The sequence below is a fragment of the Shigella dysenteriae genome, from assembly GCF_022354085.1.
GTDB classification, from domain to species: Bacteria; Pseudomonadota; Gammaproteobacteria; order Enterobacterales; family Enterobacteriaceae; genus Escherichia; species Escherichia coli.
The window spans coordinates 465,502-482,448 of sequence record NZ_CP055055.1 but is presented as its reverse complement, the minus strand read 5'-3'; the positions used below and the strand labels follow the sequence as shown (position 1 = coordinate 482,448).

Here is a 16,947-nt window from a genome sequence, read left to right as displayed (position 1 = left end):
ATTAACCCTCCGCTCCGGTGATAACAGCAATTACCTGAATGTAGGGTTCTTTTTCAGTCGTCATGGTGTCCTCAATCCATTCGATATAGCTGTCAAAATTGTGTTCGATTTCGCGTTGTCTCTGCTCTTTACGGCTCTGCTTGACTGACAATTGCTGTTTGTTATCGGCAAAATCCAGCTCAAGTTGGCTCAACTGCCGCCCACGCAAAACGTCCAGCTTTTGCAGATGCTCATTCAGTTGCTGGTTAATGTGCGTTTCAAACGCATTCCGATCATGGATGAATACCTCCCGGGCATGAGCAATAGCCGCTTCCAGTAAATCCTGCTGGCGTTGGTGATTACGATCTTTACCGCCGCTGTTAGTCAGCTTGTTACTCAACTGCGGATGACGTTGTAAAAACTCAGCGAAAGGCTGACTGCCGATTAGCGATTCACGGTTAAAGCTCACCACTATCCACGGGTTCACCATCGGATGTGATTTACGGTTCGGGAATAACCCGGAAAGAATGAAGTGATCTTCATCGGGTTCAAGCAGGTATGGCAGCCGGATAACCGGAGCCTGATGACGACCAAAAGCCGAAGAGATTTTATCGTCCAGCCACTGCACTACCGGGTTGATTTGCCAGAGATACTGCACATCGGGCCAGGCATGTTGCTCACCGCGAGCGCGCGCAATCGCGTCGGTGATGACGGTTTTATCCTGACTTAAATAGAGCTGCCAGTTCTCCGGGGCAATTTCAGGCGGTAGCTGGTTGAAGCGGCGGCGTAACTCCTCCGGTGCCACCAGCGACAAGGTATTATCAGGCAAGGTTTCATACTGGATAGTTTGACCACTGGCTTTCAGGTAACCCAATGCTCTTTCGCAGTACGCCTGTTCGCTGGCAAACAAGCTGGTGTCTGTTTCGGTGACCATTGAGGCATCGCTGGAAACCGCACTGCATATTTCGCCAAACAGATCGTGTTCGGCGCTTTCCGAGACGTTGCTGTTCAGCAGTTGATCAAACAGGCTGGCACCATCATCCTGCATCATGAACTCTGCAACCTGCTCTTCTTCCTCTTCCTGGGTAAATTTGCCGGTAAACTCCGAACTGTCCCCAATGTTCTTCTGCGCCTGTTCGTCTTTGTTGATCAACACTTCCAGTACGCGCATATCGCCATTGATCTGTGGTTCGCTGGCCTCGGTAAGCAGATAGCGGATTTGGGGCTGATGTTTTTGCCCATAGCGGTCAATACGCCCGTTACGTTGCTGGAATACCATCAACGACCACGGAATATCAAAGTGAATCATTTTGTGGCTAAGGTGATGCAGGTTGATCCCTTCAGATGCCACATCCGAACAAACCAGAAGACGCAACGGCGACTGCGTTTTACCAAAGGCTTCTACGGTTTCCATCAATACCGTATCGCCCTGATCGCCGCGCAGCGTGGCGATCTGGTCATCTTTCAATTTCAGATCCGCTCGCAGTTGCTGTTCGAGGAACTCCAGCGTTTTAATACTTTCGGTGAAGATCACCAGGCGATCTTCCGTGTTATTGGCTTTCCAGGCGAGGTCTTTTCGGATGGTGTCGAGCAGCAACTGGTATTTGCTAAACTGGCTGGCATCAATGTTATTCAGCGCCAACAGCAATGACTCCAGTTCGTTGATCTGGCTCTGGCTATTATGATCTTTACGGCTCTCAAGACGCTTCAGACGATTCGCCACGACGCTGGCACACGCCATCGGGCTGGAAAATAGCGCTTTTTCGAGGGTTATCTTGAACAGACGACCTTTGTTAGACTGGGCCTGTTCATCGTCATCATCACGGAACTGGCTCTCAACCAGACGACGGTATGCTTCTTCTTCGGCACCGGATGCCAGGCGAGTCAATTTGACAATATTGCGCTCGGGGAACTCGCCGGACATCTGATCTTTCACGTCTTTTTTGAAGCGACGGACAACCAGATTTTTATCGGCAAAATCGGCGTATTCATACTCTTTCGGGTTGGCGATCGCCGTCGGGTCAAGCATGTTCATCAGGCTGGCAAAACTTTCAGCCTTACCATCATGCGGTGTTGCTGAAAGCATAATCAGCGTATCGCTGCGCCCGGCGAGCAGTTTTGCCAGTTTACTGCGTAACGAACTGGTTCCACGTTCTGCGACGTTATGGGCCTCATCAATGACAATAATATCCCACCAGGCATTTTCCAGATGGTGACGATATTCAATGTCTTGTTTCAGCGTATCGATGGAGATAATGGTCTTGTCAAAATAGTGGAACGGGTTGTGGTTGGTTGGGATGCGGTTACGCACCTTTTGTAAACCAGCAGAATCCAGGCGGGTCAATGGGATCGCAAAACGGCTCCAGAACTCCTTCTGGAATTGTGTCAGCATCGATTTAACCGCCAGAACCAGAATACGTTTTCCGCGCCCACGACGGATCAGTTCCGAAACCAGAATACCGGCTTCCAGCGTTTTACCCAGACCAACAGCGTCGGCAATGAGTATCCGCTGACGCGGTTGTGCCAGCGCCATCCGCGTAGGATCGAGCTGAAACGGCATGGAATCCATCGCCGCCAGATGACCAAAATGGACTTTACTGTCTGTCGGTACGCGTTGGCGTAACTGACTTTCAATATACAACTGTGCCGCTTGATAATTGGCGGATTCATCTTCCACCAAATGCGTTTTTGCGGGATCCAGGATCTCTACTTTTTGTTCCAGTTTGGTCAGAAATAACCCTTCTTTACCGCGCACAAGCTCTGAAATACCATCGCAGGTCAGCAAATACCCACCATCACCACTGTCATCCGCCCGGCGAATACGCCATTCGGCATCACGAATAACCACCCGCATACCAGGTGCATAATTTTGCTTATTCATCGGTTTTTCTGTCTATTTGGGGCAGTGGCGGTAACGTCATCCTGAAAAATGTGGCGCGGCACACTGCGATAAAAAAGAGGGCCTTAAAGATATCATGAAGGCCCCCGGCAAAGTGACAAAATGGGAGGGAATGCGCATAAATTGCGCATGATTTTCAAACAAAAATTATTAAAAAGTGAGCTGGGTCAACTCCCCTGGAAGATATCCCCAGGGGAGCAATTATTTATCCAGCGATAATATAACTCCTAAGGTCATTACCCGGGGCAACAGCTCGCGCTCGCGTGTTTGCCAGCCGTTCAACTTGCTGCGGTACTCGCAGGGCAAAATCAAAGAAGGTATCTTCAATACAGCGCCAGTAGCTAAGCCCCATGTCGAGCAGGACATAATGCTGACTGCCATCGCTGAAGGTGACTGTCAGTTCTCGTCCATGCTCCGTACTCTGGTTATCCCCCGTTAACCAGCTAATTGCTCCCGGCCACGCAGGCCCCAGATATCCTTCTTCAAGTAAAGTGGTCACAACCTGCTGACGATCTTCCTCATTAAGCCACGCGTTATAGAGAGCGTCGTGTTGGCGAGAGTTGTAATCCAATTTTTTGACGCAAACAGTGAGGCTGGCGCGTTCCGCCATTCCCTGTTCAACCAGCTCGGTTAAGATTTCACCTAACAAACGCGCCGTGAATGGGCTATTAAGATAACGATCGCTGTACTCAACATGCGTTATCTCTTTGTGGCGGGTAAATGCCTGCTTCCAGCCAGCGTGCTGTTGCGTGACTAACGACCAGAAACGCGAACCAAAACCTTCCAGCGGCCCGTCCAGTTGTTCACAGAGATTGATGCGCACCGCCCCGGTGGGTAAGGCGGGCAGTAAATCTTCTGCACTTAAGGTCTGACCCGAGAAGGTTTTTCCGGACGTTCCTTTAAGTGTCACTACTGGTGAAGACGCACTTTGTCCCCATAATTCACCAGGTGCAACGGTAGCGCTGTCGTCTGCGGCCCACTGTTGGCTTTGCCCTTCGCGAGTCACCTGCGCAAGCCAGCGCCCCTTTCCTTGCATGAGCTGCGCAGTGGCAATGGATTTCACTTGTAAGCGACCTCCCGGCATCGCCGCCAACGCGGAAAGCTGATGTCTGGAGCTATCAGTTAAGTTTGCCAGCGGCGTGGCCACCAGCAACTCAACATTCCCACCGGAGGAGGCAAACTGGAGCAACTCTTTAAATAATGGCCATTGGGCAAAGTCCCACTGTTCCTGCGGCCCCGCAAGAACCAGCGAGCAGGAGTCATAAATCTCGCTGTTCAGGCATTGCGCAATACGTAAACTCAGAGGGTTAGTTTCAACCCGGCTACCATCGCCGAAGTACTGATATTCTGGCGCGAGGTTAAGTCGCTGCAACCGTACATTGGTAAGCAGGGTTAATGCATAGTGACGATCTAATCTGTTGACATAATGCTGACTGTCGTAGCTGAGCAAGCAGTGGTGACAGAATTTATCGCAACTGCAATCGAGCAATTTTCTGGCGTAATTAAAGACATCAGCCCAATGGTCGATCAATTGCACTGCATAACCTGCACCACCCGCATTATTGTCGTAAATGAAGATGGAATATCCGGTATAGCCATTGATATCGCGCGCTTGCTGCGTCGTCACGCCCAGCTCAGTATTTTCGATACCCAATTTATGCGCTAACCCTTCACGCAAAGCGACCGCAAGGGAACGCGCGGCAACCTCATCACGGATCAACAGGCCATTATCATCATTGAGTTGCAGCTCAACCATATCTGTACGACTGCTATATCCCAACCACAGATCTTTATGCACATGACCGTGGCACAATTTATTGCTCCCCTGACGATCGTTACTGCCCCCTCGCAACAGGTAATGCGTATTTTCCCGCTCTGGGTTCTTTAGATTTTCAGGGGTACGCTGGGGTTGAGTTTGAGATTCTGCCCGACCACATGAGAGGCAAATTGCGTAGCCGTGCCCAAATTCCCCTTCACTGAAGTGGAACAATTCCCCACTATGGCTAAAACGGTAACGTCCTAGCCCAGCATCGGGTAAAGAAACCCACACCGAAGACGGTACAAGAACACGTGGATCTTTCCAGGGAAGTTGTGCAGGCATGGATACATCATTATGTGCCTGATAACGAATATCTGTCGCAAAACCAACAGGCTGTAAATAACGCTTCACATCAAGTTGCTGTATATCCGCTTTGCAGTGACTACATTCGACAGGACGGGTAGTACTGGTTGCCCCCGCACCACATTTACGGCAATGCCAGAACCACGGAATATGATGATCGCCTGACAGCTCCTGCCCGCTGGCAAGCACCTTGCCAAGCATAATGCCCGAGGAACGATATACTTTTCCGCCCAATACCACATCTGCACCAGGCGCATACTCGCGTAATGCTGTAGGCAAATCACGGCTGGGCAATTTTTCAATACGACGAGAAAAGCTTTCTCCCCCTTCATTAGGGTCAGCCTGAGTGGCTTTTATTGCGCGACGTTTTTCCAGCTCATCTGCCGTCAGATAATTGAAATTGACGACGCCAACCGGGAAACCATGCCCCGGCAGGAACGCTTCACTAATGAGTTTAGAAAACAGATATGCACCGCGATAATCACGAAGCTGATAAGCGATGGCTTTACCTGCTGGTGTTTCTTCCCACGCGCTGTTATCCGCCTTCAACGCTTCGATATTTTCCAACAGTATCGCAAGTTGGCTTCTCCAGCGGATATCAACCTGCTGCATCATTGCTTGTGTGCGGGTCAAGAGCTGGGTTGTCGTCAATGACATCAGGACGGTTCCCTGAGTAAGGCGTTTAAGTTTATCCGCCAGCTGATCGGCCTGGTGATTTAACCAATGGAGAAAACGAAGACACTGGCTCTCATCACCTTCAAAGAACCATTTGCAACTCAGTTTTGTCGCATCAGGAACTTCAGCTCGTAAAAACAGACCTAAAACCAGGGCATTAACATGTCGTTGAACAATACTACTGCTCCCAAAACGAACCCGTGGCGCACTGGCAGTAGTGTTGAACGCCCAGAGGGGGTCTTTGAATACCTCCATTCCATGCGCCGTGTTTTTACATAACGTAATGGCAGCAGATGCACTCTCTCCACGACGCCCCGCGCGACCTGCACGCTGCAAATAATTTGCCGGAGCTGGAGGAACGTTGTTCATTGCCACCAAACTCATACCACCAATGTCCACCCCCATCTCCATGGTCGTGGAGCAGTTCAGCACATTAACTTTGCCTGACTTAAATTGCTTTTCATTAAACTGGTTCTGCTCAGGCGTTCTCTGCGCAGAGTGTTCCTCCAGACGATACCAGCTATCTTTCAGGGCCAGTCGGTCGCTGCGAGTAGACCATAATCCTTCCTCGCGGGCATGTTGAATCAGCGCATTACTTTCCAACCACTCCAGACGTTCTTCTCGGGCGATTTCTCCACCACCAGACAAACGCCAGTGACGTACAGGAAGCTCAGGCATTTCAATCAACACTGCTTTTTCAGGTGCAATTTCTTTGCTACCCGGCAAATACGGAGAGTATCCCAGCAACGTGACGTCTAACGCACGTCGAGTATAGGGGCAACGCCACACTTGCTTTGGACTGTAAAATTCAGCCTGTTGTTTAATATCCAGCTGATAACCCGACTCAAACTGACGTAAGCAGGGTCGAATTGCATCCCAGACCTCAATCATTAAGTGGTTAACTAACGATTTCCAGTGAGCCTGCTCAGGTTGTATTGCCGGAAAGACTGCGATTAATAGCTTAATGACCCGGTTATAATGGCGATCGCGTATTTGTGGCCAAAGTTGATCACGTTTCTGCCCTTTGTTTTTTTTATCTGGCCCCTGGAGCATTTTTACCGGGAAACGTGCCCCCATCCAGCGAGGGTATTGCTCGTTTTCGTAAAAAACGGCACTGTTTTCACGGATAAAGAAATCAAGAGTAATCTTCAATAAATTACGCCATTCCGCTAATTGCTTATCGGGATCGGGTAATAATGTCTTCCAGTCCTGCGGGCAGGTTGTAACTTTATCAATAAATGGATAGTGAATGGCTACCAGACCCAGACTTTCGAGGGTCCAGGCATTTTTAGGGCGGCGACCAAACTCGCTGTATAAACAAAAATCTGCAAACTGTTGTTTAGTAAGATCAAGCCCCGACAATTCTTTAAAACTGCCTCTCATTCTATCGGCAAGGTCCACACTGCCAACCAGCTGTTCAGACAGCGTTTGCCATGACATGGTTTTCTTCTGCTGATTGCCAGAGTTAGCCTGAATTATTTGCATCGCTTCAGCATGATCCGGGCTTAAGGAACTCACCATCGGCTCAATAATTTTAAGTGCCTGAATGTCCGTCGGGCTAAGCTCCTCATTCGCAGCCATCGCTTTTTTCAGCGCGTCGATGGAATTTTTTAAAGGGAGGACAGAAAACTGGCTAATAACTTTCTCTAACAGTGCACAGTGTGCCGGGCTGAGTTTTGCTGAAGGCTCTGTAATATTTGCCAGCTCCTGGTAACAAAGAGCTCGCAACGTCGCTTTATCGGCATCCTGCTGTAAGCGGGCTGAAATGCGAGCGGTACCCTGACGCGAATCCGTAAAGGTGAGCAAGCGTCGACCATTAAACGGTCCTAACTGCTCTTCTCTTGTTTGCGGTAATGGAGAAAACTCCAGCAGAGTAGGAATAATTTCATTTAAAAAAAAGGGCGCGCCGAGCCGAAGCGGACGGAATAAAGGATTATTTTTCCGTTGAGTGTCACCACAGCAAACACAAGCAAAGGAGTTATTGCGTCCCTCACCTCGAGATTCCGGTCTTAACAGGTTTATTTCATAGTGCTTTTGCGCTTCACTATCAATTTTCCCCGCCGTCGTTTCTTCCAGTGAAATGATATATTTTTCACCATCGCTCGCAATCAGACGATCAAATTGAGAGTTATTGTCTAATTCGTCGTTGTCTTCATCTTCAGAATAAACATCTACATCAAGAGCAAACTCATCCACTTCGGCAGCGGCTGGTTGCGCTACCAACCAGTTCGTTCCATCACCGCGCATCTCCTCTTTGGCAGACAAATAAGCTGAACCACACCCGGAGCAACGTAAAACTTCAAATACCGGCGCTCCACAGTCACAATATTGGCGCTGCTCAAACCATACCTGACCAAATGGCCAGTCACTCTGATTTAATTCATGTGCTTTATGTGAGCATTGTTTGTTTGAACATGCCCATAGACCCGCCAGTGTTCTGATAAACCCATGCATACGTAATGGCGTAAAAGCCAGTTCACCTTCTCGCGATCTTGCCATTAGATCGAGGAGTTGCAGTAGCTCACGGTGATTAATATCTGGCCAGGTTCTTCTGGCAACATTGAGCAACTCACTCAAACGTACTGCCTGCCGTCCGGGATGAGTTAACGCCTGACGCAATTGCTGGGCCACACGGTAATGACAAAGCTGTTGGTAAAGATCCTGAGGGCTCAGGGATTTAAGAGAAGTTAAAGATGTGGGGTATTCATGACGAATCAGCGACTCCGATACCCGCGGTATTTGTCGATAACCGCGAACCACTTTGACATCACGTTCTGTAACGCCCGCGAGATCAGCGACAAATTTAGCAAGCTCCTTATTACCTTCAGGAGAGTCTTCACCAATAGTGGCAGAGGTCGCGATAATCTGCACAGGTTTATCTGTGCCGGGTCCAACATTGAAAGCCTGCATAACACGACGTAAAAGCAGCGCTAACTCAGCAGCCTGAGAACCAATATAACTATGGGCTTCATCCAGGACGATATACTTTAACATCCCCTGAGACTTTTCGATGATTGGGGCATCTTTACGACGAATCAGCATATATTCCAGCATGGTGGTATTCGTCACCATGATGGAAGGTGGTGCTTCATAAATGGCTTCCCGACTCAAAGCTTGTTCAGGTACTTTCAACTGATCTTCCTGAATTTCGTATTTGGTATGCCGGGTTTCGCCATTATATAGCGCGAAGCGTATTTTCCCCTTAAATCCGCGCGTCCATTCGCGAAGCCGCTCCTGTTGGCTGTTAATTAATGCATTTAACGGATACAAGAAAATAGCTTGTGTCCCTGTTAGTGACTGGCGGGTCGATTTTTGCTGACGAATAAGATCTTCCAGAACCGGTACCATAAAGCATTCTGTTTTCCCGGATCCCGTACCGCTGCTCACTAACAAGGATTTTTTGTCTTCCAGAATCGTTCGCCACGCAGTAAGTTGATGACGAAATGGCACTGGCGCTTTGCTCAATGCATCAACCAGCGGGCTGGAGATCAGCTTGTCCCGCAAATCCTCCATTGTTTCATCCGCAGGCATCCAGCCGAATGTACTTTCGAATACCGGGTCTGCAAGCAGTGACCCCTCCTGACCGGGAGGCTGAAAATATTGTGATTCCAGATAATGAGTCAACGACTTGCTCCGCAATGCCAACTGACTTACCACCGACCTCACCGCACGCTGATGAAGCTGATTTAGAAGTGGCGCATAATGCAGTTGCTGAACGTCCATCAATGACATACTCCTGCTTGTTCAAAATAATATTGATAGATTACCCCTAATTGCTGTGGGGCTTGCTGATAGTGAAATTCAAAAAGCGCAGACAGTTGATGTATCAGGTTATTATCTTTTTGGGTTAACAGCGCTGCGACTAACATCAAATTAAAACGTTTTTCAAGCCGTGAGTGATATTTATCTTCAATCCAAAGCTTATTAAAAACAGATTTTAACTCTGGAGTAATAGCACTAGACCAAAGTTCTTTAGGGAAGATACTGATACGCCCAAAGCTGTCGGGGTTCCTTAATAGCATCTGTTTAGCTTCATTAAACTGCTCACGACTAACAGTTGGCAATACATCACAACCGGTTGGTAGGCTCTCACTATATGTAAGTAACATATTCGCAATCGGAGCCAGCCGACGATCGATATGTGCACGATGGTTCATAAAAGCAATAAAGGGTTGCAATATATGTAATGCTAATGTTTTATCGTTAATCTGTTTCTCCAGATAAGTCCAACATTTTTGGAAAACATCTTTCCAGATTGAAACGGGAATCCATCCCCATGAAAAGGGTAATTCTTCCTGTATATCATAAATCGTATCGCTATCACCAGAAAGACATGATGATATTAACAATTGAACAACCACGCGGTAATTACTCGAAATACCTCTGAACAAGTCCAGATCCAGCAAGGATAAGCCATTATTCATTTTGTATTTCTTAATATACTCTGTTAATAAACAGCAATAATTTTGCAATGGGTTGTTATCTATTTCAAAAATTAGCTCATTAAAATTTTTTTTGCGCTGTTCTGGGTCTGCTTCGCATAGAGCATTTAGTAATAAATCATTTGTCTGCAATACAGGTAGCATCCATTTAATTACTGGTGCAATGCGAGCTGTACCATCAAGTTTTCCCACAATTAACCATGGACTATCCTGAACATTCAGAGCTGAAAGATCATAAGCAAACTCATCTTTTTTTAACAATGATATGTGTAAGCCAGGATTCTTAAGAGAAATAGCATCAACAACCAGTTCGTCTATTCTATTTGCAGGAAAAACAACAGAATTTTTTATATCAACCAGTAACCCTTGATCGTGTTCAATAAAACTACCATCGTAGCGTTTAATATTGAGTGTTGCTTTATCCTTTCCAAATCTGTCAGAGTAAAAATCAACACATAATGTACTATTGCTGTTCCATGCACATGCCAGCATAGCATTTAGCAAATTATAGTTCTCATAAAGTGAAATTTGTTGTAATTTGTCATTGCGTCCTGATAAAAGAGGAAGGTCGGCATGTAAATAGCGGAATTTTTCAGCTACTGGATTTTCATCCAATAACTCGATATTAAGATATCCTCTTCCAGCACATGATATGGTTAATAACTCAGCATCTATTCCATGCAAATGTGCTATAGATGCCACACCATCAAAATGAACAGAACCATCATTAGTTACAAATCGGCCACCGCTAACCGGCTTAGGTAATAATAGTTTAAGATTAGAACCATCTTTCCAGGAGACCCGTAAATCAACGGTATTTTCCAGCATCAGCGATGAATTATAATAAATAGCACACTCGTTTTGTGAATAATCGGACTTAAGTGTTACTTTTTCATTGTTTGAATATTTATCAATTCTAGTATCCGTTATACCAGAAAGCATAATAATGCCTTGCTGAGCACTCTCAGGTATAATATTAATATCGAAGTCTGCTGGTAAAACTACAACTTTACCGCTAAATAAAACCTCATCATTAACTATTCGCCGGACTTCTATCTGTCCTTTTGGCATTTCTGATGCGACAGAATACCAGGCATTATTACCTGAACGAATGGAACGCCAAAAAAGTTCTTTCTCCGGTACAATACCATATTGCAGATCCTTTTTCCAACCGATCTTCGGCCAGGCTCGATGGACAGGATAATCCGATTTAACCAGTTCAACTTCTGTCGATTTAATATAATATTCAATCGCAGAATCATAAAGTTGCTGGGTGCGAATTGTACAAACTGCACCATCATGTAAAACAACGCTAAATACTCCACTTATTTTAGTTAAGCTGCGTTCACTGTTTTTCAGCAACCTTGGGATATCAAACTCACCTTCTCCACTAATATCTAAATGGCTATTTTTCGGTAGCGAAATAAACAGAGCATTTAGACTGGAACTCACAGACCCCATACCAACAAGTTTTAGCTGCGATTCACTCTCATTCATCGCTTCAAAAACCCAGGGAAGTTCTTCAGTAAGTTCATAACCGCCTTTTGGAATTGTGTGGCCTAACAGAATTGGACCTTCATGAAGCGACAATGAGATTTCGGCCATTGCATCTGCACCAGAGAGTTTTTGCATCGCAATAGGTAATAACTCGACCCGCCAATCTTGCTGCTCGTAACGGCTTAGCATTGCCAACCTTGCCCCGCCATTTTTCCATTTTCCTGAAATGATGAGTCGGGTCTGCTCCGGCTGAATATAGCATTCAAACAAAGAGGTTAACTGTTCTGTACGCATTGTGGCCGGGAATCGGAACCGGGCATCGCAATACCAACTGTCATCAACATCGACCCAGATTCTTTCAACCTGAAGACTACTTGCACTGCGTATTTCAGAAGATTGAGATAGTAATCGCCTTACAATCTCTGCAGCATTCGCTTCGGGGAGAACGAGTGGAAGTTGAAGATGCCAGTCTGGAGAGAGCTTACGTAATGCAGAAACGGGATCACTGCTTTGAGGAGGTTGCTCACTAAGTAATCGGCAGAGAGTCTCGCAGAATTCACCGGCTATTTCATAGACCAGTTCGTTTTGCATTGTGACAGGAATCGTATCGCCTAATTCTTGTGCAATTTTAGCGGCAGGATATTGAGATGATTGCCCACGAAGCGCCTGATATATCCTTCTGAAATAGGTAATCAAATAACCGCTCTCATTTTCAATCATGCGGATAGGTAAACCACCTTCACAAGCCAGTGTATGGAGATAACCCGAAGCTTGCCCCAGGTTTCTTATCTTTCTTTTCCAGTAGCGAATGCCATCATTAACCAGCTTCTGTCGATGAACATACGGAACTTTCCAGTTAATAGAATCTAAAATTGTGTCCCATTTAGGGTGTCCGACCGTATGAGTCCGGCGGATAAACTCTGCGGCATATATGCTAAATAGAACATCGCTATAGGAAATGAATATCGTTCTTGGATAACTACGGGGGGCATATGTACGCAGTAGTTCTGCCAAACTATCGTACTCTGTATCAGTACAACGGTAAGCATATAACGCCCGTCCATCAGCTCCGGATAATGAACGGCGACTAAAAAACATGTTAAGCCATTGCAAAAGTGGGTTAACTGGAGTTTTCACAAGCAACCTGCCTTCCTTTGATACAATTCGTAACAGGTTACTATCATCATAAAAAAGCTCAACCCGATGAACTCGCTAAAAATGAGACAAATCATTTATATCTCGAAAAAACTTGTTACAATCATGAGCGCTACACCGAACTTAACCATATAAATTATGTGTGTTTTGTTTATTTTTTAAACGATTACAACTATCCATTATTTACACAGGTATCAAAATGTTAGCGCAGCTTTTTGAGCAGTTGTTTCAATCGATAGACTCTACACTGATCACCAATATTTTCATCTGGGCTGTTATATTCGTATTTTTATCAGCGTGGTGGTGTGACAAAAAAAATATACATAGTAAGTTTAGAGAATATGCTCCAACCTTAATGGGGGCATTAGGTATTCTGGGTACTTTCATTGGTATTATTATTGGTTTACTCAATTTTAATACCGAAAGTATTGATACCAGCATCCCCGTATTATTAGGTGGCCTAAAAACAGCATTCATTACAAGCATTGTAGGTATGTTTTTTGCCATTTTATTTAATGGAATGGATGCTTTCTTTTTTGCCAATAAACGAAGTGCGTTAGCAGAAAATAACCCTGAATCTGTTACACCTGAACATATCTATCATGAATTAAAAGAGCAGAACCAGACTCTGACTAAATTAGTCTCGGGTATTAACGGTGATAGTGAAGGTTCTCTTATTGCTCAAATAAAATTACTACGTACTGAGATTAGCGATTCCTCGCAGGCACAATTAGCTAATCACACTCATTTCAGTAATAAGCTTTGGGAACAACTTGAACAATTTGCAGATCTAATGGCAAAAGGTGCTACAGAACAAATTATTGATGCTTTGCGACAAGTCATTATTGATTTTAATCAAAATTTAACTGAACAGTTTGGTGAAAACTTTAAAGCTCTTGATGCCTCTGTAAAAAAACTTGTTGAGTGGCAGGGAAATTATAAAACGCAAATTGAGCAGATGTCAGAACAATATCAACAAAGTGTCGAGTCCCTGGTTGAAACAAAAACTGCGGTTGCAGGGATTTGGGAAGAATGTAAAGAAATTCCTCTGGCTATGTCTGAACTGCGTGAAGTGCTTCAGGTGAACCAACATCAAATCAGCGAACTCTCCCGCCATTTAGAAACCTTTGTCGCCATCCGCGATAAAGCTACAACCGTATTACCTGAAATACAGAACAAAATGGCTGAAGTGGGTGAACTGCTGAAATCCGGAGCTGCAAATGTTAGTGCATCTCTTGAGCAAACCAGCCAGCAAATACTTCTTAATGCAGATTCAATGCGCGTTGCCCTGGATGAAGGTACCGAAGGATTCAGACAATCGGTTACCCAAACACAACAAGCATTTGCCTCGATGGCACATGATGTCAGCAATTCCTCCGAAACCTTAACCAGCACGTTAGGTGAAACAATTACTGAAATGAAACAAAGTGGTGAAGAATTCCTGAAATCACTAGAGTCGCACTCGAAAGAATTGCATAGAAATATGGAACAAAATACGACGAATGTGATTGATATGTTCAGTAAGACTGGTGAAAAGATTAACCATCAACTATCCAGTAATGCCGATAATATGTTTGATTCAATCCAGACATCATTTGATAAGGCAAGTGCAGGGCTGACTTCTCAAGTCAGAGAATCAATTGAAAAATTTGCTCTATCCATCAACGAGCAGTTACATGCTTTTGAGCAAGCAACTGAACGTGAAATGAACCGTGAAATGCAATCATTAGGTAATGCTCTGCTTTCAATCAGCAAAGGTTTTGTCGGTAACTATGAAAAACTTATTAAAGATTACCAAATAGTTATGGGGCAGTTACAAGCATTAATTTCTGCTAATAAACATCGCGGGTAATCGATCATGGATAAGATTATAGGGAAACAATTACCTAAAAAAGATCAAGATAATGAACATTGGGTATCCATGTCAGACCTAATGGCAGGGCTGATGATGGTTTTTATGTTCATATCTATTGCTTATATGCACTACGTACGTATTGAAAAAGAAAAAATTAAAGAAGTTGCCGTAGCCTACGAGAATGCTCAGTTACAGCTTTATAATGCTCTGGATATTGAGTTTGCAAAGGATTTACAAGACTGGGATGCAGAGATCGATAAACAGACTCTGGAGGTTCGATTTAAATCACCGGATGTTTTATTTGGCTTAGGAAGCACAGAGCTAAAACCAAAGTTTAAACTCATTCTTGACAACTTCTTTCCTCGCTACCTAAAAGTTCTAGATAATTATCAGGAACATATTACTGAAGTCCGCATTGAAGGTCACACAAGTACTGACTGGACAGGAACAACGAATCCTGATATTGCTTATTTTAATAATATGGCACTATCGCAAGGTCGTACACGTGCAGTATTACAATACGTTTATGACATAAAAAATATCGCGACACACCAACAATGGGTTAAAAGTAAATTTGCCGCAGTAGGTTATTCATCTGCACATCCCATTCTTGATAAAACCGGCAAGGAGGATCCTAATCGCTCTCGTCGTGTCACCTTCAAAGTTGTAACAAATGCCGAGTTGCAGATTAGAAAGATTATTCAGGAGTAAGAGATGAAATTATCTATCGACCTTTCAGAACTTATTCAATTAGGGAAGAAAATGTTACCAGAAGGAGTCGATTTTTTTCTGGATGAATCCCCTATTGACTTTGATCCTATAGATATTGAGTTATCCACGGGTAAAGAAGTTAGTATCGAAGATCTTGACCCTGGTAGCGGGCTTATCTCTTATCATGGCCGCCAGGTTCTTTTATATATTCGGGACCATTCAGGGCGTTATGATGCGGCTATCGTAGATGGCGAAAAAGGAAAACGTTTTCATATTGCCTGGTGCAGAACTCTTGATGAAATGCGCCATAAAAATCGATTTGAAAGGTATCATGCAACTAACCGCATAGATGGTTTATTCGAAATTGATGATGGTTCAGGTCGGAGCCAGGATGTTGATTTACGGGTATGTATGAATTGCCTCGAACGACTTAATTATAAAGGAAGTATTGATAAACAACGAAAAAGAGAGATTTTTAAATCATTCTCATTAAATGAGTTTTTTTCAGATTATAGTACCTGTTTTCGTCATATGCCTAAGGGTATCTATGACAAAACAAATAGTGGGTATGTCGAAAACTGGAAGGAAATATCTAAAGAAATACGAGAAAAGGCCAATTATGTTTGTAATGATTGTGGCGTGAATTTATCAACCGCCAAAAACTTGTGCCATGTCCATCATAAAAATGGCATCAAATATGATAATCACCATGAAAACCTTCTTGTTCTGTGCAAGGATTGCCATCGAAAACAGCCCCTCCACGAAGGTATATTCGTTACCCAAGCTGAGATGGCTATCATTCAACGTTTACGTTCCCAACAAGGGTTATTAAAAGCAGAATCCTGGAATGAAATATATGACCTGACTGATCCATCAGTGCATGGTGATATTAATATGATGCAACATAAAGGCTTTCAACCTCCTGTTCCTGGGTTAGATCTTCAAAACTCAGAACATGAAATTATTGCAACCGTAGAAGCTGCATGGCCAGGCCTTAAAATTGCAGTTAACCTTACTCCCGCCGAAGTCGAAGGATGGAGAATATATACCGTGGGTGAGCTGGTTAAAGAAATACAAACCGGAGCCTTTACGCCAGCAACTTTGTAAATTCTAACACTCCGTGAAAGTTAAGACTTTCACGGAAGATAAATAAAACTTCCCTGATTTGTGACTCAAATTACAAAAGTAGTTTATGGCATAACTTGTCTATCTTTATGGTGTAATAGGTATAAAGGTATATGCTATGGTTCGCCTCATACTTAAAACTTCCCTCATACGGGTGAAGGTTAAAGCTTTGTAGATAGGAGACAGTCACAATGAATAAAACAATAAATTGATGTCGCACGCGCCGATGGGCATGGCGGGTAATGTGACTTTTGTACACAACGGCAAGGCTTATGTTACTGGCGGTGTTAACCAGAACATCTTCAATGGCTATTTTGAAGATCTCAACGAGGCTGGAGAATATTTAGCAGCTATAGACAAGATCAATGCCTATTATTTCGACAAAAAAGCAGAAGATTATTTCTTCAATAAGTTTTTGTTGTCTTTTGATCCCTCAACACAGCAATGGATCTTCACTTGCAGGTTTGAACAGCAGAAAATTTGCGAG

At 44.5% G+C, this 16,947-nt stretch carries 6 protein-coding genes and 1 pseudogene; 4 read left to right on the top strand and 3 right to left on the bottom strand.

Features of this window, described 5'->3' with window-relative positions; genetic code table 11:
* Window position 1 precedes the first annotated feature (1 nt).
* The 3 genes from HUZ68_RS02380 to HUZ68_RS02370 all read right to left on the bottom strand — a co-directional run bounded on the left by HUZ68_RS02380 (window position 2) and on the right by HUZ68_RS02370 (window position 12,757).
* Window positions 2-2,860 carry a DEAD/DEAH box helicase gene (locus tag HUZ68_RS02380; protein ID WP_001041505.1) on the bottom strand — a complete coding sequence of 953 codons (2,859 nt, stop codon included), beginning with the start codon at window positions 2,858-2,860 and terminating at the stop codon, window positions 2-4.
* Window positions 2,861-3,083: 223 nt separating this feature from the next.
* Window positions 3,084-9,398: a motility-regulating DEAH-box RNA helicase gene (locus HUZ68_RS02375; RefSeq protein WP_112925116.1), complete on the bottom strand. Its 6,315-nt coding sequence runs from the start codon at window positions 9,396-9,398 to the stop codon at window positions 3,084-3,086.
* The gene (locus HUZ68_RS02370; RefSeq protein WP_187208221.1) at window positions 9,398-12,757 is read right to left on the bottom strand and encodes an STY4851/ECs_5259 family protein; all 3,360 of its coding nucleotides are present in this window, start codon (window positions 12,755-12,757) and stop codon (window positions 9,398-9,400) included. Before HUZ68_RS02370 ends, HUZ68_RS02375 begins: the two co-directional genes overlap by 1 nt.
* 211 nt (window positions 12,758-12,968) lie before the next feature.
* Between HUZ68_RS02370 and zorA2 the strand changes: the two genes are divergently transcribed.
* The 4 genes and pseudogenes from zorA2 to HUZ68_RS02350 all read left to right on the top strand — a co-directional run.
* Window positions 12,969-14,621, top strand: coding sequence for a type II Zorya anti-phage system protein ZorA2 (zorA2, locus tag HUZ68_RS02365; protein ID WP_000880885.1), 1,653 nt, complete (start codon window positions 12,969-12,971; stop codon window positions 14,619-14,621).
* A 6-nt stretch (window positions 14,622-14,627) separates the two neighbouring features.
* Window positions 14,628-15,335 carry a type II Zorya anti-phage system protein ZorB2 gene (zorB2, locus tag HUZ68_RS02360; protein ID WP_033815199.1) on the top strand — a complete coding sequence of 236 codons (708 nt, stop codon included), beginning with the start codon at window positions 14,628-14,630 and terminating at the stop codon, window positions 15,333-15,335.
* 3 nt (window positions 15,336-15,338) lie between these two features.
* The gene (gene zorE, locus HUZ68_RS02355) at window positions 15,339-16,442 is read left to right on the top strand and encodes a type II Zorya anti-phage system protein ZorE (RefSeq protein ID WP_000777278.1); all 1,104 of its coding nucleotides are present in this window, start codon (window positions 15,339-15,341) and stop codon (window positions 16,440-16,442) included.
* Between the two features lie 223 nt (window positions 16,443-16,665).
* Window positions 16,666-16,914, top strand: a pseudogene (locus HUZ68_RS02350) (N-acetylneuraminate epimerase); the annotation flags it as partial.
* Between the last annotated feature and the right edge of the window lie 33 nt (window positions 16,915-16,947).